General features: G+C 66.6%; 17 protein-coding genes. 6 read left to right on the plus strand and 11 right to left on the minus strand.

Annotated elements, in window-relative coordinates:
* The 3 genes from WAW17_RS00695 to mca form a co-directional block, all read right to left on the minus strand.
* Nucleotides 1–382, minus strand: a 382-nt coding sequence (locus tag WAW17_RS00695) for a DUF255 domain-containing protein (protein WP_422331110.1), incomplete at its 3' end; no start/stop codon positions are given.
* A 17-nt stretch (nucleotides 383–399) separates the two neighbouring features.
* Nucleotides 400–708 (minus strand): hypothetical protein, encoded by a 309-nt coding sequence (locus WAW17_RS00700; RefSeq protein WP_422331111.1) that lies wholly within the window; start codon nucleotides 706–708, stop codon nucleotides 400–402.
* Nucleotides 705–1,583 (minus strand): mycothiol conjugate amidase Mca, encoded by an 879-nt coding sequence (mca, locus tag WAW17_RS00705; RefSeq protein WP_422331112.1) that lies wholly within the window; start codon nucleotides 1,581–1,583, stop codon nucleotides 705–707. Before mca ends, WAW17_RS00700 begins: the two co-directional genes overlap by 4 nt.
* A gap of 189 nt (nucleotides 1,584–1,772) precedes the next feature.
* Here mca and WAW17_RS00710 point away from each other — a divergent pair, with 189 nt between their 5' ends.
* Entirely contained in the window at nucleotides 1,773–2,198 is a 426-nt protein-coding gene (locus tag WAW17_RS00710) for a DUF4307 domain-containing protein (protein WP_422331113.1), read from the plus strand.
* Nucleotides 2,199–2,428: 230 nt separating this feature from the next.
* Nucleotides 2,429–2,923 (plus strand): transcription elongation factor GreA, encoded by a 495-nt coding sequence (gene greA / locus WAW17_RS00715; protein WP_422331114.1) that lies wholly within the window; start codon nucleotides 2,429–2,431, stop codon nucleotides 2,921–2,923.
* A gap of 82 nt (nucleotides 2,924–3,005) precedes the next feature.
* Here the strand turns inward: greA and WAW17_RS00720 are convergent, their stop codons facing one another.
* Nucleotides 3,006–4,358, minus strand: a complete 1,353-nt coding sequence (locus WAW17_RS00720; protein ID WP_422331115.1) for an NlpC/P60 family protein — start codon at nucleotides 4,356–4,358, stop codon at nucleotides 3,006–3,008.
* 186 nt (nucleotides 4,359–4,544) lie between these two features.
* On the opposite strand from WAW17_RS00720, the gene WAW17_RS00725 reads away from it, so the two are divergent.
* Nucleotides 4,545–4,736 carry a hypothetical protein gene (locus tag WAW17_RS00725; RefSeq protein ID WP_422331116.1) on the plus strand — a complete coding sequence of 64 codons (192 nt, stop codon included), beginning with the start codon at nucleotides 4,545–4,547 and terminating at the stop codon, nucleotides 4,734–4,736.
* 32 nt (nucleotides 4,737–4,768) lie between these two features.
* On the plus strand, nucleotides 4,769–5,539 hold the full coding sequence (locus WAW17_RS00730) for an FAD:protein FMN transferase (protein ID WP_422331117.1): 771 nt from the start codon (nucleotides 4,769–4,771) through the stop codon (nucleotides 5,537–5,539).
* Here WAW17_RS00730 and ilvA read toward each other — a convergent pair whose 3' ends face one another.
* Genes ilvA through WAW17_RS00750 form a run of 4 tightly spaced genes read right to left on the minus strand, consistent with a single transcriptional unit; the run spans nucleotide 5,540 to nucleotide 9,955 of the window.
* Nucleotides 5,540–6,772, minus strand: a complete 1,233-nt coding sequence (gene ilvA, locus WAW17_RS00735; protein WP_422331118.1) for a threonine ammonia-lyase — start codon at nucleotides 6,770–6,772, stop codon at nucleotides 5,540–5,542.
* Between the two features lie 5 nt (nucleotides 6,773–6,777).
* Nucleotides 6,778–7,950: a cystathionine gamma-synthase gene (locus WAW17_RS00740; protein WP_422331119.1), complete on the minus strand. Its 1,173-nt coding sequence runs from the start codon at nucleotides 7,948–7,950 to the stop codon at nucleotides 6,778–6,780.
* 21 nt (nucleotides 7,951–7,971) lie between these two features.
* The gene (locus WAW17_RS00745; RefSeq protein WP_422331120.1) at nucleotides 7,972–8,511 is read right to left on the minus strand and encodes a hypothetical protein; all 540 of its coding nucleotides are present in this window, start codon (nucleotides 8,509–8,511) and stop codon (nucleotides 7,972–7,974) included.
* 58 nt (nucleotides 8,512–8,569) lie between these two features.
* Entirely contained in the window at nucleotides 8,570–9,955 is a 1,386-nt protein-coding gene (locus WAW17_RS00750) for a cystathionine beta-synthase (protein ID WP_422331121.1), read from the minus strand.
* A gap of 133 nt (nucleotides 9,956–10,088) precedes the next feature.
* Here WAW17_RS00750 and WAW17_RS00755 point away from each other — a divergent pair, with 133 nt between their 5' ends.
* Both WAW17_RS00755 and WAW17_RS00760 read left to right on the plus strand, forming a co-directional pair.
* Entirely contained in the window at nucleotides 10,089–11,108 is a 1,020-nt protein-coding gene (locus WAW17_RS00755) for an SGNH/GDSL hydrolase family protein (RefSeq protein ID WP_422331122.1), read from the plus strand.
* Nucleotides 11,109–11,218: 110 nt separating this feature from the next.
* The gene (locus WAW17_RS00760; RefSeq protein ID WP_422331123.1) at nucleotides 11,219–12,436 is read left to right on the plus strand and encodes an acetyl-CoA C-acetyltransferase; all 1,218 of its coding nucleotides are present in this window, start codon (nucleotides 11,219–11,221) and stop codon (nucleotides 12,434–12,436) included.
* Nucleotides 12,437–12,523: 87 nt separating this feature from the next.
* On the opposite strand, the gene WAW17_RS00765 is transcribed toward WAW17_RS00760, so the two are convergent.
* From WAW17_RS00765 to WAW17_RS00775, 3 genes are all read right to left on the minus strand, one after another.
* Nucleotides 12,524–13,378, minus strand: coding sequence for a Bax inhibitor-1/YccA family protein (locus WAW17_RS00765; RefSeq protein ID WP_422331124.1), 855 nt, complete (start codon nucleotides 13,376–13,378; stop codon nucleotides 12,524–12,526).
* A 160-nt stretch (nucleotides 13,379–13,538) separates the two neighbouring features.
* Entirely contained in the window at nucleotides 13,539–14,681 is a 1,143-nt protein-coding gene (locus WAW17_RS00770) for a class I SAM-dependent methyltransferase (protein WP_422331125.1), read from the minus strand.
* A gap of 1 nt (nucleotide 14,682) precedes the next feature.
* Nucleotides 14,683–15,390, minus strand: a complete 708-nt coding sequence (locus tag WAW17_RS00775) for a nitroreductase (RefSeq protein ID WP_422331126.1) — start codon at nucleotides 15,388–15,390, stop codon at nucleotides 14,683–14,685.
* Nucleotides 15,391–15,410: the final 20 nt, after the last annotated feature.

Raw genomic sequence — 15,410 nt, forward strand, 5'->3', positions numbered from 1 at the left:
GGTAATAGGTACCGCAGTAGAACGGCGCGCCGTCGGGGGTGAGGAAACACGTCATGGGCCAACCCCCCTGACCCGTCATCGCGACGGTGGCGTTCATGTACACCGCGTCGAGATCGGGGCGCTCCTCCCGGTCCACCTTGATGCATACGAAGTGTTCGTTCATCAGGGCCGCCACCGACTCGTCCTCGAAGGACTCGTGGGCCATCACATGACACCAGTGGCATGCGGAGTAGCCGATCGAAAGCAGAATCGGAACATCACGCTCACGTGCCCATTCGATGGCGTCGGCACCCCACTGCTGCCAGTGCACGGGATTGTCGGCGTGCTGTCGCAGGTAGGGGCTGGTGGACCCAGCGAGCCTGTTGTGTGCGCGTGGGTCCATGTCCGGCTCCTGTTCGATTACTTCTGCAGGTTCGGGGGCGTATCTGTCGGTTTGCTCGGCGTGGAGGAGCCGCGGATTGCACCGCGGTCCGTGCCCTCGTCCACCTCTTGATCGGGCTGCGGGTGCTCGGGCTCGAAGGTGTCGGGGAGGTTCTTCAACCGTTTGTTCATCGAGCGCACCAGCAGTACCACGCCGGCGAGCAATGCGAGGATCAAAACCAGGCCGATGGGCGATGCCTTGCCGAACTCGGGACCGGTGGGACTGCTCGGCGTCTGTGCCAGCAGATCGACTGTTCCGGTGAGTAGGTGCGCCGTCACAGTATTCACTTCTGTCCGTCCTTGTGAATGCCGGCGAACAGATCGTTCTCCGGGATGGAAGTGGTGACCCGCGTCTTGGCGAGTTCGAATTCCTCGGTCGGCCAGATCTTCTGCTGAATCTCCAGGGGGACCGCGAAGAACGAGCCGTTGGGATCGATCTGCGTCGCGTGCGCTCGCAGTGCGTCGTCCCGTTGTGGGAAGTAGTCGCCGCAGGTGATCTGGGTGGTGATCCGAGCCATCAGGTCACCCTGTTCGGTCTTCCATTTCTTGAGCCACTCCGCCATCGGGAACTCTTCGCCCCGCCGGTCGTACTCCTCCTGGAACTGCAGAAGCCGCTTCCGGATGAATCCGTGCGAGTAGTAGACCTTCTGCACCTCCCACGGCTCACCCGCGTCGGGGAACTTCGTCGGATCGGCGGCAGCCTCGTACGCCGCCATCGACACCTCATGGCAACGGATGTGATCGGGATGCGGGTATCCACCGTTCTCGTCGTACGTCGTCATGACGTGCGGACGGAACTCCCGGATGGCCCGGACCAGCGCCTCCGTGGGCACCTCGAGCGGGACCAGCGCGAAGCAACCGTCCGGCAGCGGCGGCTTGGGATCACCCTCGGGAAGTCCGGAGTCGACGAAGCCCAGCCACTGGTGCTGGACTCCGAGGATGCGCGCGGCCTCGGCCATCTCCTCGATACGCACATCGTGGATCCGGTCGCGTACCCCGGGCACGTCCATCGCCGGGTTGAGAATGTCGCCGCGTTCACCCCCGGTCAGGGTGACGACCCGTACCTCGTTGCCCTCGGCGGCGTAACGGGCCGTCGTCGCCGCGCCTTTGCTCGACTCGTCGTCGGGATGGGCATGGACGGCCATGAGACGGAATCCGCTCACGTGTACGTTCACCTCAACTTCGCCAGTAGCCGTTGCCGGCTGGTTCGTGTCGTGTTCCGAGTCTCCGCCGTCTCCGACGGCGCCCGGTGCACGTCCTCTATAGTTCCACCCGAGAGTTCCGCTTGCAGCCGTGACCCCGCCGGAGTGCTGCGAGTAGCGAGAACCGAGCGGTACGAGAAGAGCAGAGTAATGACGCGAACCCTTCCCCCAGGCCGATACGCAGCGGCGACACAACCGGCGCAGCCGCGGCGGTGGCTCGCCTGGGTACTGACCGCCGCCGTGATCGTGGTGGGCATGGTCGTGGCTTTCGTCGCTTACAGCAAGTTCGCCTCGAACGAGATCGAAACCGAAGCGACCTCGTTCGAAGTGATCGACGACTCCCGTCTCGACATCACGTTCACCGTCACCCGGGACGACCCGTCCCGGGCCGCGGTGTGCATCGTCCGCGCGCGTTCCAAGGACGGTTCCGAGACCGGGCGCCGCGAGGTCTACATTGCGGGCGGCCCCGACAAAACCGTCAAGCTCACCGCTCCCGTCCACACGTCGCGCCCCCCGGCGATGGGCGACATCTACGGCTGCAGCTTCGATATTCCGGCCTACCTCACCACCGGCTGATTTTTCTCGAACCGAGCGACCGCTCGCGTCGAATCGCAGGTGGCACTCCCCGATCGTGCTAGAATCGCTTGATACACGGTTCCGGTTTGGAACCGTGTATTGCTGCATTGGCGGCAGGACGGATGCACGCCGAACCTCGGTCGTGTCCACCCGTCGAGCCGTTGATCACTGCTCGTTGCAGTGGTCTGTCGAGGGAGCCCGGCGGCTCCAACTACGAGGGAGTGATCGAGATGACCGAGACCCAGGTGACCTGGCTTACACAGGAGTCACATGACAGGCTCAAGAGCGAACTCGACCAACTCATTGCCAATCGTCCTGTCATCGCCGCCGAAATCAACGAGCGTCGCGAAGAGGGCGATCTGAAGGAGAACGGTGGCTACCACGCGGCCCGCGAGGAGCAGGGTCAACAGGAAGCTCGTATCCGCCAGCTTCAGGAACTCCTGAACAGCGCGAAGGTCGGCGAAGCTCCCACACAGTCCGGCGTGGCTCTGCCCGGATCCGTAGTGAAGGTCTACTACGACGGCGATGAGAAGGACACCGAAACTTTCCTCATCGCCACCCGCGAAGAGGGAGCGCGTGACAACAAGCTCGAGGTCTACTCCCCCAACTCACCGTTGGGCGCGGCTCTGCTCGAAGCCAAGGTCGGCGACACCCGTGAATACACGCTGCCCAACGGCAGCAGCATGAAGGTCACGCTCGTCAGCGCAGAGCCGTACCACAGCTGATCGAACACCTGCCGGAACTCCGGTCCGGGTCCTGCACCCGGCCGGAGTTTTCTGCATTCAGCCGACCTCGACGGCTGTCACATCAGCCGATTCTGCGGGCCTTCATGCCGGAAAAGACCGGTCCGATGCGGACCACATCACCCGTCGTCGGGGCGTGCAGCATCTGGCCGTTCCCTGCATAGATCGCCACGTGCCCGGGTCCACCGGCCTGCCAGTTCCCGAAGAGCAGGTCCCCGGGCTTCGCCTCGGACAGCGGTATCTCGGTACCCACACGCCACTGCGTCTCCGAGGTCCGGGGAAGGGTGATACCCGTCGCGGCGTAGAAGGCGAAGGACGTGAGACCGGAGCAGTCGAACCCCCCGCCGGACGGCCCGTTGATATTGCCACCGCCCCACACGTACGGCAGACCGATGAAGCGCATGGCTGCGTCCAGGACGCGGCTGGTCCCACCGGCGACGGTTGCCCCGTAGAAGAACGGCGACAGCATCCGGGCGAACGACTCCTCGAGTGACCGGATCCGCGCGACGTACGGCTGCGTCTCGTGCTCGTAGTCGAATTTTCCGGTCGGCATTCCGCCGGCCGTCCGAACGGCACCTGCACCCGCGTTGTACGCGGCGAGCGTGAGATCGAGGGTGTCGCCCTTGACCAGACCCTGTTTCTTCCACGCATCGATCTGCGCGTGCAGGTCGCACAGCATCTGCCCCGAGGCCATCATCGGGTCCGCGACACCGTTGATGTCGACCTTCCCGTCACCGTCGGCGTCCTTGCCGTAATTGGCCCACGTACCGGGCATGAACTGTCCGGGGCCACGGGCTCCCGCCCTCGAGACCGGCGACGCGGGCCCGTAGCGGAAACCGTTCTCGACCGAGTACAGAGCCGCCAGCGTCGGCGGCGTGATGCCCTCGCACAGCGAGCCCGCCTTGCGTATCCACGGGGCGAACACGGCAATCGCTCCCACGGGTGCCAGCGAGACTCCCGGGAACCCGGCGGGCACCGCCGGGATCAGCGACCCGAGCCCACTGATCAGGGCCGGAACACCGGGTAACGCCGCCAGACCGCCCTGCACACCCGGAACCCCCGGAGCGATCGGCGCCGGGGGCAGATCGAGTGGCGTGTCGGGCAGCACGGGCGGTGCGCCGGCCGGCGGGGGCGGGGCCACGTGGCCGGCGGGCGGAGGAGGAATGTACGGATCGGTGGCCTGCTTGACGGCGTCTCCCGTCTGGGCCACCATCTGCTCGGCTTGCAGACGGGCCGGTTCCGGTAACGCCGCTATAGCGTCGTCGACCTGCTTTTGAACGTCGGGCGAAGCTTCCTGTACCGAATGAATTGCCTCGGCTGCTTGATCTTTGACCGGCTGCGGTATATCCGCCCCCTGAACGATTGCGCCCGCTGCGGTAGTGATCGCCACGATGATCGCCGCTGCATCCACTGACATACGTTGCTCCTCCTTCTCGGCGCTCCAACCGAGTGGATTCACGTTACGACGGGGCACAGCTGATTCGAGGCGATTCTGCAGGATTGGTCCGGTGCGTGGACGGACTCCGACGCGCACCCGGACAACCCGGGGACAACCTCAGGCTCTTCCCAGATTGCTCACAGGTTGGGGGTGGAAGCTGGACCCATGAGTGAAGAGCGACGCCCCGCCCGACTGCTGCCCGTTCGCCGCGCCCTGGCGGCAGCCGGAATCGCCGGACTCGTCGCGGGCGGCGGCATCGCGGCAGCCGCAGATTCTGCGGCGCCCGATAATTCCATGGCGACAACTCTCGTCGCTGCCGGATCCGGCACCCCGGACGCCGTGTCGAGCGGATCCTGAGCCGCCCGGTCGAACAAAGGAACAACCTCGGGATGGACAGCGCCAAGAGCGCAACGGAGTGGGTCACATGGGGCACGCATGCGCGTGTTGTCGTGACAGACCCGGATGCCCTGGACTCTGCAGCGAACCTGATCCGCGGCTACCTGACAGCGGCCGACGCCGCCACCAACCGCGACCGGGGCGACTCCGAGATCCGTTCACTCGTAGAGGGACGCAATGTGGTCACCCCGATGTTCGCACGCTTTCTCACCGATGCTCTGGCCGCCGCGCGAACTACCGACGGCGCACTCGATCCCACCGCCACGGCGACCCGGACCCACTCCTGGCGATCGGTGACCGTCGACGGTACCGAGGTCGTGCTTCCGCCGGGGCTGGAACTGGACCTGTCCGTGACGGCGCGGGCCAGTTCCGCCGATCACTGTGCATCGAGCACGGCCGTGCTTCTCGGCTGCGGGGTCCTTGTCGCCCTCGGCGGGGACATCGCCACCGCCGGCGCCACTCCGCCGGGCGGCTGGCAGGTACAGGTCCAGGATCTTCCGGGTGACCCGACGTGCCAGGTGTCGATTCCGTCCGGGACCGGCGTCGCGACGGCGAGCACCGTCAAACCGCTTCATCCCGAATCGGTGTCGTTGTGGCGCACCGTGTCCGTGGTGGCGGAGTCATGCACGATGGCTCACGCGGTCAGCACGGCTGCCGCGCGGATGGGCGGCAGCGCGATCGACTGGCTCACCACTCTCGAGTTACCGGCGAGGCTCGTCGATCAGGAGTTCCGGGTCATCACGCTCGGCGGGTGGCCCTACTGACTAATCCTGCAACCGGACGACGTATCCGGCCGTGTCGAACGCATCGAGCAGATCCTGCCGGTGTCCGGGCCCGCGGGTTTCGACGGTGAGGAACACCTCCACTTCGTCGAGAGCGAGCGCTTTCCGGGTCCGCGAGTGCACCACGTCGACCACACTGGCCCCGTTGGCGCTCACCACCCCGAGAAGTGCCACCAGCCCGCCCGGCCGATCCGGGATGGTGACGTGCACACCGAGATAGCGCCCGGCCGCACGAAGTCCGTGGTTGACGACATGCGTGAGCACCAGCGGATCGATGTTGCCCCCGGACAGCACGGCGCATACCTTCCCGGTGAGCCCGAGTTCGTCGGTGGCGCAACCGATCAGCGCGGCCATTGCCGCAGCGCCGGCCGGTTCGACGATGAGCTTCGCACGTTCGATGCCGAGCAGCAGCGCCCGCGACAGCGCGTCTTCGGTGACCGTCACGATCGCATCGACCTGGGCTGCGACGTGCACGAAGGGAATGTCGCCCGGCCTGCCCACCGCGATTCCGTCGGCCATCGTCGACATCCGGTCGAGCGCTACCGGATGACCTTCGGCGAGCGACCGGGGCCACGCCGCGGCCTGTTCGGCCTGCACGCCGATGATGCGTACGTCGGGTTTACGCTCCGAGACCGCGGCAGCGATGCCTGCGAGCAGTCCCCCGCCCCCGGTCGGGACGATGATGGTACCGACGTCGGGTTCCTGTTCGAGGATCTCGAGTCCCACGGTGCCCTGCCCCGCGACGATATCGACGTGGTCGAAGGGGTGGATGAGCACCGCGCCGGTCTTCGCGGCAAATTCCTGTGCGGCAACCAGTGCGTCGTCGACGGTGTCGCCAGTGAGGTGCACGGTTGCCCCGTAGGCCTTCGTGGCCACCAGTTTGGGCAGCGCGGCGCCGGTGGGCATGAACACCGTCGACGATATGCCCAGTTCGGTGGCCGCCCAGGCCACTCCCTGCGCGTGGTTGCCGGCACTGGCGGCCACGACACCGCGGACGCGTTCCTCCGCAGACAGGTTCGCGATCCGGTTGTATGCGCCGCGCGGTTTGAAAGATCCTGTGCGCTGGAGGTTTTCGCATTTCAGCGACACCTCGTGCCCACTTCGTTCCGACAGCACGCGGGACGCGATCACCGGCGTCCGGCGTATGACGGGGTCGAGGAGGGTACGAGCGGCTTCGATGCGTTCCAGCGTGACGGGCTCCACGCGGGTCAGCATAGGACCTACTTCAGTGCCTGCTCGATGTCACCGACCAGATCGGCTGCGTCCTCGATGCCGACGGACAGGCGGACCAGGTCGTCGGGCACCTCGAGCAGCGAGCCGGCGGTGGAGGCGTGGGTCATGGCCCCCGGGTGCTCGATCAGGGACTCGACGCCACCGAGCGACTCCGCGAGGGTGAAGATCTCGGTCCGCGCGCACAAGTCCAGCGCCGCCTGCTTGCCACCGGCCAGTCGGACGGAGATCATGCCGCCGAACCGGCGCATCTGCTTCTCGGCAACCTTGTGTCCCGGGTGCGATTCGAGACCCGGGTAGATCACCTGGGAGACGGCCGGATGACCGTCGAGCAGTTCGACGATCTTCTCGGCATTGTCGCTGTGCCTTTCCATACGCAGGGCAAGGGTCTTGATGCCGCGCAGCGTGAGGTAGGCGTCGAACGGGCCCGGCACCGCGCCTGCACCGTTCTGCAGGAACGCGAATGCCGTATCGAGTTCTTCGTCATTGGTGACGAGGGCGCCGCCGACGACGTCGGAGTGCCCGCCGATGTACTTGGTAGTGGAGTGCAACGCGATATCGGCGCCCAGCTGCAGCGGCTGCTGCAGGTACGGCGACGCGAAGGTGTTGTCGACCACGATCTTCGCGTCGGCGGCGTGCGCCACCTCGGACAGCGCCTCGATGTCACCGACGTTGAGAAGCGGATTGGTGGGGGTCTCCACCCACACGAGCTTGGTGTTGGGCCGGATCGCCGCCCGGACCGCCGCCACGTCGGACACCGCGGCGGGCGTGTACTCGATGCCCCACTGGGTGAAAACCTTGTCGATCAGCCGGAAGGTTCCACCGTAGGCATCATTGGGGATCACGAGGTGATCGCCGGGGCGCAGCACCGAGCGGAGCACGCAGTCGGTGGCTGCCATGCCCGAGCCGAAGGCGCGCCCGTACGTGCCTGATTCGAGGGCGGCGAGGTTGGCTTCGAGTGGCCGCCGGGTGGGGTTGCCGGTGCGGGCGTACTCGAATCCGTTACGCATGCCGCCTACACCGTCCTGCGCGAACGTCGAGCTCGCGTAGATCGGGACGTTGACGGCGCCCGTCTGAGGGTCGGGCTCGTAGCCCGCGTGCACGGCCTTGGTAGAGAAACCCTGCCAGCTGATGTTGTCCGCTTTGCTGCGCTGCTCACTCATGGCGCCCAGCCTAGTGGGGACCTAATTCTGCAGATACTCCGCGATGGCGAACGCCACATCGAGCTTGGTGGTATCACCGACCGCGGGGTCGAGTGCGTTGACGATGATGCTGTGGGTCGGTGTCAGCAACGCCATGGCCACGACGTCGAGAACCACACCGTCCACCTCCTCGGAACGAGGATCGATCACCACGTTGCTGCCGTTCCGCATCTCGGCGATGACGGCAGGATCGGTGACCTGAGGTTTGACCGTGGCCGTGAGGGTGCTCATCACGTTGCTCGGCCCCTTTGACCATGAGCAGGTGGGATCGTTCGTTCCGGGCAGCACGGTCTCGGTGAGATGCGGCCGGTTCCCGACCAGGCTGCCCAGCGCCGCAGTGAGCGCGGCACAATCCGGGGTGTCGCCCGCGGTCACGGGATATGTGAATTCCCCGGAGGACGAGTCGCCGATCGAACCCAGCTGCGCGACCGCGGTGCCCTCGATGCCCGCCCCACACCCGGCGACCGCGATCAGCAGTGCCGGGGCGAGCAGGAGTCGACGAAACCTGTGGTGGAGCTGCACGCTGATCCCCCGTTTCGGAAGGCCGGGACCAGTCCCGAATTGCTACGAACCTACGGGATCAGGACCCTGCGCTGAGAAACCCGAGCAGATCGTGGCGGGTGATCACTCCCACAGGTTTACCGTCGTCGACGACCATCAGCGCATCGCTGTCGCCCAGCGCCTTCGTGGCGGCCGATACGGGCTCGCCCGAACCGATGAGCGGGAACGGCTTGCTCATATGCTTCTCCACCGGGTCCGCAAGTTGTGCCCGGCCCTCGAACACCGCGCTGAGCAGGTCGCGCTCGGTGACGCTGCCCGCTACCTCACCGGCCATGACGGGCGGCTCGGCGCCGACGACCGGCATCTGGGACACACCGTATTCGCGGAGGATCTCGATGGCGTCACGCAGCGTCTCGGACGGGTGGGTGTGCACGAGGTCCGGCAGTTCGCCCGACTTGCCGCGCAAGACGTCGCCGACGGTCTTCTCGTCGGGTTTGCCGTCGAGCGGGGTGCGCAGGAAGCCGTACGATGCCATCCACTTGTCGTTGAAGATCTTGGACAAGTACCCGCGCCCGCCGTCGGGCAGCAGCACGACGATGAGCGCGTCGGGGCCCTCACGCTTGGCGATCTCGAGTGCGGCGACGACGGCCATGCCGCACGAACCGCCCACCAGCAGGCCCTCTTCGCGGGCGAGGCGACGGGTCATCTCGAAGGAGTCGGCGTCGGACACGGCGATGATCTCGTCCGGGATGGACGGATCGTAGGCACTGGGCCAGAAGTCTTCGCCGACGCCTTCCACCAGGTACGGGCGGCCGGTGCCACCGGAGTACACCGAACCCTCGGGATCGGCGCCGATGACCTTGACCTTTCCGCCCGACACCTCCTTGAGGTAGCGGCCGGTGCCGGTGATGGTTCCGCCGGTGCCGACGCCCGCCACGAAGTGCGTGATCTTGCCGTCGGTGTCGGCCCAGATCTCGGGGCCCGTGGTCTCGTAGTGGCTCTGCGGTCCGCCGGGGTTCGAGTACTGGTTGGGCTTCCAGCCGCCGGGCAGTTCCCGCGCCAACCGGTCGGAGACGGTGTAGTAGCTGTCCGGGTGTTCCGGCGCCACCGCGGTGGGGCACACCACGACCTCGGCACCGTAGGCCTTGAGAACGTTGCGCTTGTCTTCGCTGACCTTGTCGGGGCAGACGAACACGCACTTGTACCCGCGCTGCTGCGCCACCAGAGCGAGGCCGATACCCGTGTTACCCGAGGTGGGCTCGACGATGGTTCCGCCCGGCTTCAGCTCACCCGACGCCTCGGCTGCATCGATCATCTTGACCGCGATTCGGTCCTTCGAGCTTCCGCCCGGGTTCAGGTATTCGAGCTTGGCTGCAACAGTCCCGTAGTTCTCGCCGACTACCGAGTTGAGCTTGACGAGAGGGGTGTTGCCGATCAGGTCGACGACATGTTCCGCGATGCGCATGCGTCCATGCTCCCAGATGCCCTCGCCGAGTGCTCACAGAGTCCCACGTCGGGCCCGGATCCAGCTAGATTTGTCTGTGAGGCTGTCCGCCGCAGCCCGTGACGGGAATACCGGTAGCGGAAGGGGGAGATCAGTGCCCAAGAACACCTGGCAGACCGGCGTGAAGGCCGGGGCCACGGCTGTCGTGGCAGGTTCGAGCGCGGGGACGCTGTCGTGGGCGGCGTACACGTATCTGATGTCCCAGGCCAGCGCTGCACGCGGTGTGATCGGACGGAACGTCGCGAAGCCTCCCGAGGCCGACGGCGTCTACTCACCCGGCGTCACCACGCCGGAACGCTGGCGCCGCAACACCGCGTACGACATTCATCTGATGATCTTCGGCGACTCGACTGCGGCGGGCGTGGGATGCCTGACGGCCGAGGAGGTGCCGGGCGTGCAGATCGCCCGACGTCTGGCGGACGAGACGGGAAAGAGAATCCGGTTGAGCACCAAGGCGATCGGGGGCGCCACCTCCCGCGGCCTCAGCGGGCAGGTGGACGCCATGTTCGTGGCGGGGCCGCCGCCCGACGCCGCCGTGATCCTGGTGGGCGCCAACGATGTCACGTCCAAGAACTCCGTCCGCGCGTCGGCGCGCCGACTTGGCGAGGCGGTTGCTCGGTTGCGTGAGCACCGGTGCGCGGTGGTGGTGGGCACCTGCCCCGATCTCGGCGTCGTCACCGCCATTCCCCAACCGCTGCGTACCGTCGTCCGGGCGTGGGGGTTGCGACTCGCGAGGGCTCAGGCAGCGGCGACCACCGCGGCTGGCGGCCATCCGGTGGCGCTGGCCGATCTCCTGGCACCGGAGTTCCTGGCGGCTCCGGACCGGATGTTGTCCGCCGACCACTTCCATCCTTCGGCGGCCGGATACGAACTCGCGGCCATACAGATCGTGCCCGTTCTCGCGTCTGCTCTGGGTGTGTGGCACGGCGGGCCGTTGCCCGATCTTCCCGAGGTGTCGGAGGCCGCGGAATCTCGACGGTGGAGCACGCGAATCACCGCCGCACTCAACCGGTTCCTATGGCGCCGCGGCGCGAACCGGCGGGTTCCGGGTCGTCTCGACGACCTCATGGGTATGGAAGAAGCGTCCGCCTCACAGGCCGCGGAGGATCGATGAGTGAGACGGCCTCTGCCGCGTGGCGGAGAGCAACGTAAGTTGTCGGTGAATACATAAAACGGTGGTCTGCAACAACGAGTAGATCCCCGGAAGTTGACAAAGGAGTTTTCATGCCCGAGGCAGTAATCGTCTCTGCAGTACGCTCACCGATCGGCCGGGCCATGAAGGGCTCACTCAAGGACATCCGCCCCGACGATCTCGCCACCCAGATGATCGCTGCCGCACTGGCGAAGGTGCCTGGTCTCGATCCCACCGAGATCGACGACCTGCTGATGGGCTGCGGCCAGCCGGCCGGCCAGTCAGGCTTCAACATCGCTCGCGTCGTCGCGGTCGAACTCGGATACGACTTCCTGCCCGGCGTAACCGTCAACCGCTACTGTTCCTCGTCGCTGCAGACCACCCGCATGGCGATGCACGCTATCAAGGCCGGCGAGGGTGACGTCTTCATTTCGGCCGGTGTCGAATCGGTGTCGAGCTTCGTCACCGGCAACGCCGACGGGCTGCCCAACACCAAGAACGCCAAGTTCGCCGACGCCGAAGCCCGCACCGCCAAGCTCGCCGAGGGCGGGACCGCCTGGTCCGACCCCCGCAAGGACGGCCTGCTCCCCGACGTCTACATCGCGATGGGCCAGACCGCCGAGAACGTCGCCTCCGCCACCGGCATCAGCCGTGAAGACCAGGACCGCTGGGGCGTGCGCTCCCAGAACCGCGCCGAAGAGGCGATCAACCGCGGCTTCTTCGAACGCGAGATCACCCCGGTGACCCTGCCGGACGGCACCGTCGTCTCCACCGACGACGGCCCCCGCGCGGGCACCAGCTACGAAAAGATCTCGCAGCTCAAGCCGGTGTTCCGCCCGGACGGCACGGTCACCGCCGGCAACGCGTGCCCCCTCAACGACGGCGCCGCCGCCCTCGTCATCATGTCCGACACCAAGGCCAAGGCCCTCGGCCTGACCCCGCTGGCCCGCATCGTCTCCACCGGTGTCTCCGGTCTCTCGCCCGAGATCATGGGCCTCGGACCCATCGAGGCCGTCAAGAAGGCGCTCGCGTTCGCCGGTAAGTCCGTCTCGGACATCGATCTGTTCGAGATCAACGAGGCGTTCGCCGTCCAGGTGATCGGCTCGGCTCGTGAGCTGGGAATCGACGAGGACAAGCTGAACGTCTCCGGCGGCGCCATCGCCCTCGGCCACCCGTTCGGGATGACCGGTGCCCGCATCACCAACACCCTGCTCAACAACCTGCGCGAGCAGGACAAGACGTTCGGTGTCGAGACCATGTGTGTCGGCGGTGGCCAGGGGATGGCCATGGTGATCGAACGCCTGTCGTAGGCACTTTCCGCACCTGTGCACCGCGCACGAAAAGGCCCCCGAGAGCATGCTCTCGGGGGCCTTTCGCTGCCGGTCGCGCTTGAACTACTAGTCGCTGTTGAAGTAGCTCAGCAGACGCAGGATCTCGACGTACAGCCACACCAGGGTGATGGTGAGGCCGAGGGCCACACCCCATGCTGCCTTCTCCGGCGCCTGGGCGCGGATCAGCTGGTCGGCGGCGTCGAAGTCCAGCAGGAAGCTGAACGCGGCGATGCCGATGCACACGAGACTGAAGATGATGGCCATCGTGCCGCCGTCGCGGAGGCCGAGGCCACCCTCGGTGAAGAAGCTGGCGACGATGTTGCCGAGCGCGAGAACCACGACACCGATGAGGGCGCCGATGACCATGCGGGTAAGGCGTGGCGTGACACGGATGGCCCCGGTCTTGTAGACGACGAGCATGCCGAAGAAGACGCCGAACGTACCGAGCACCGCCTGAGCGATGAGCGCGGAACCGCCGACTCCACCGAACGTGATGTCGGTGAACATGAATGACAGGGCGCCGAGGAAGATGCCTTCCGCGGCTGCGTAGGCGAGCACGATGGCCGGGTTGTCCATCTTGCGGCCGAACGTGGCCACGAGAACGAGCACGAGACCGACGAGGCCGCCGCCGATGACGAACGGAGTTGCGAGCCCCGCGTCGTTGCTCACCAGGAAGTAGGAGATGATCGCGGCGACGGAGAGCACGCCGAGGGTGACCCCGGTCTTGGTGACCACGTCGTCGATGGTCATCGCACGATAGTCGGGGCCGACCCGGGAAGGCTCGGCCTGGGTGTACTGCGGCTGACCGAACTGCTGCGTGACCTGCGCGGCACCGGCCGTCGTAGATCCGAACGAGGCGTATCCGCCGCTGCCCTCTTGCTTGGGCAGGTTGCGGAACACCGGGTTACTGGTGGTGCGCACCTTCACATCCCTTCTCGTGGCTCGCCGGGTGGATCCGGATTCTTACACGTTCAACGTCCGGCACCCTGCCGCAAGTTCCCGCCGGCCGGTTCGGGCCGGACAATTCGGACTCTACCGGTGCCGTGTCCGCGCTCGCCAGACGAGGCGGCCGGCGTGGCGGTCAGGCCACCGACCTGGTGACGGTGAACTTAGGGTTCCGGCCGACGACTTCCGTGGCTCCGACGAGTTTCTGTAACCGGCCGCGATAGCCCAGATGTGAGTTGTAGACGGTCCACAGTTCGCCGCCGGGCCGGAGCACCCGGCCCGCCCCGGCGAACATCTTCAGCGCGCCACCGGTATGGACGGCGGCGCCGAGATGAAACGGAGGATTGCACAGGATGACATCCTGACTCGCGGACGCCAGGGTGGACATCGCGTCGTCGCGCACCGTCCGCACGCGGTCGGCAACTCCGTTGGCCGAGGCGGTCGCGGCTGCCGACGCCACCGCCGCCGCGGACTGGTCGGTGGCGATCACGGAGATATCGGGTCGGAGCCGGGCGAGGCTGACCGCGAGGATCCCCGTCCCGCACCCGAGATCGACGGCGGTACGCGCCTGCGGGTTCACGCGGGGAAGAAACTCGAGAAGGTACCGCGTCCCGATGTCGAGTGCGGAACCCGCGAACACGGCCCCATGCGATACGACGTCCAATCCGATGTCGCCCAGGTGTCCGATGACGGGAAAGGACGGTTCGGCGGTGCTGCGCGGACCGTGCGCGATCAGCACCCGCGACTTCTGCCTGCCGAGTGTCGCGCGGACGACGGTGAACGAGCGCCCGAGCACCTCGTTCATGGCGGTGGAGATGTGTTTGTCGCGTCCGCCCGCATAGACGAGCACTGCCGGGTCCGCGTAGCGGGCGATCGACTCCGCGATCTCCGTGAGTTCGTTCAGGCTCCGCGGCAACTGCAAGAGCACCACTGTCGCACCGTCGAGCAGGTCCTTCCCCAGGTCACACGGGCGGTAGCAGCTCGCCATTCCGGCCGCGTCCGCGTTGTTCGCCAAGGCCTGTTCTCCGGTCAGCGGGTCCTGGTGGACCCGGATGCCGGTCTGGCCGTGCGTGGCCGCCGCACCGAGAGTGAGCGCGCCGTAGTGGTCTCCGATGACGGTGACCGTGCCGGGCCTCGCCGCGGACAGCGCTTCGGCCGCCTCGTCGAGAATCAGCCGATCCGTGGCGTCGACGGCCGTCAGATTCGGTGCCTCGACGTCGGGATATCGCCGCAGACGGGAGAACACTGCGTCCCGACCGGACCGCTCGGAACCGGGCACGTTACTGCGACACCCACTGGGCAACGTTCTGGACGGCCTCGCGCGCGGTGCGGAATCCGTTGGCGGGATTCTCGGCGTCGGCGTAACCGAACGAGATCGCACACACCACCTGACGGTCCTCCGGCAGGGCGAAGAAATCGTGGATGTAGCGGGAACTGCCTGCGAGCGCCGCCTGCGGGATGGTTGCGATACCGAGGCTCTGCGCGGCGAGGAGGAAGGTCTGGACGTACAGACCGCAGTCGACGGCGCCGTAGGTTCCGAGCGCTTCGTCGGTGGTGATGATCGCGACGTGCGGGGCCCCGAAGAGTTCGAAGTTCTTCATCGTCTGCTCGGCCGATGCCGCCCGGTCGCCTGCCGCGATTCCCACGCTGGAATACAGCTGCATCGCGCACTCGCGCCGCCGCAGCTTGTACTCGCCCCGGTACTCGCGGGGCCACTCGATATCGGACTCCTGCGGGTGGGTGCGCACGTAGTCGCCCAATCCCGCCCGGAACCGGCCGGTCGCGTCCCCCTCGGTGATCGCGACCTGCCACGGCTGGGTGTTGCACCAGGACGGCGTCTGCTGCGCCAGTTCCAGGATGCGCGTGATCACCTGACGCGGCACCGGGGTGGGCAGGAAGGCTCTGCAGCTGATCCGCGCGTCGAGCAGATTCGCCAGAGTCTGCTCGGCGACGCTCGTCTCGGCTGTTGCAATACCGCTGTCCGTCACTGTGTTTCTCCTCTTTCCGG

Source organism: Rhodococcus sp. (in: high G+C Gram-positive bacteria) (assembly GCF_049286785.1).
GTDB lineage: Bacteria > Actinomycetota > Actinomycetes > Mycobacteriales > Mycobacteriaceae > Rhodococcus_F.

Excerpts from the sequence above, each read along its gene's own strand:
- WAW17_RS00710 (WP_422331113.1), top strand. The coding sequence starts at position 1,773 with ATGACGCGAACCCTTCCCCCAGGCCGATACGCAGCGGCGACACAACCG.
- greA (WP_422331114.1), top strand. The coding sequence starts at position 2,429 with ATGACCGAGACCCAGGTGACCTGGCTTACACAGGAGTCACATGACAGG.
- WAW17_RS00720 (WP_422331115.1), bottom strand. The coding sequence starts at position 4,358 with ATGTCAGTGGATGCAGCGGCGATCATCGTGGCGATCACTACCGCAGCG.
- WAW17_RS00725 (WP_422331116.1), top strand. The coding sequence starts at position 4,545 with ATGAGTGAAGAGCGACGCCCCGCCCGACTGCTGCCCGTTCGCCGCGCC.
- WAW17_RS00730 (WP_422331117.1), top strand. The coding sequence starts at position 4,769 with ATGGACAGCGCCAAGAGCGCAACGGAGTGGGTCACATGGGGCACGCAT.
- ilvA (WP_422331118.1), bottom strand. The coding sequence starts at position 6,772 with ATGCTGACCCGCGTGGAGCCCGTCACGCTGGAACGCATCGAAGCCGCT.
- WAW17_RS00740 (WP_422331119.1), bottom strand. The coding sequence starts at position 7,950 with ATGAGTGAGCAGCGCAGCAAAGCGGACAACATCAGCTGGCAGGGTTTC.
- WAW17_RS00750 (WP_422331121.1), bottom strand. The coding sequence starts at position 9,955 with ATGCGCATCGCGGAACATGTCGTCGACCTGATCGGCAACACCCCTCTC.
- WAW17_RS00760 (WP_422331123.1), top strand. The coding sequence starts at position 11,219 with ATGCCCGAGGCAGTAATCGTCTCTGCAGTACGCTCACCGATCGGCCGG.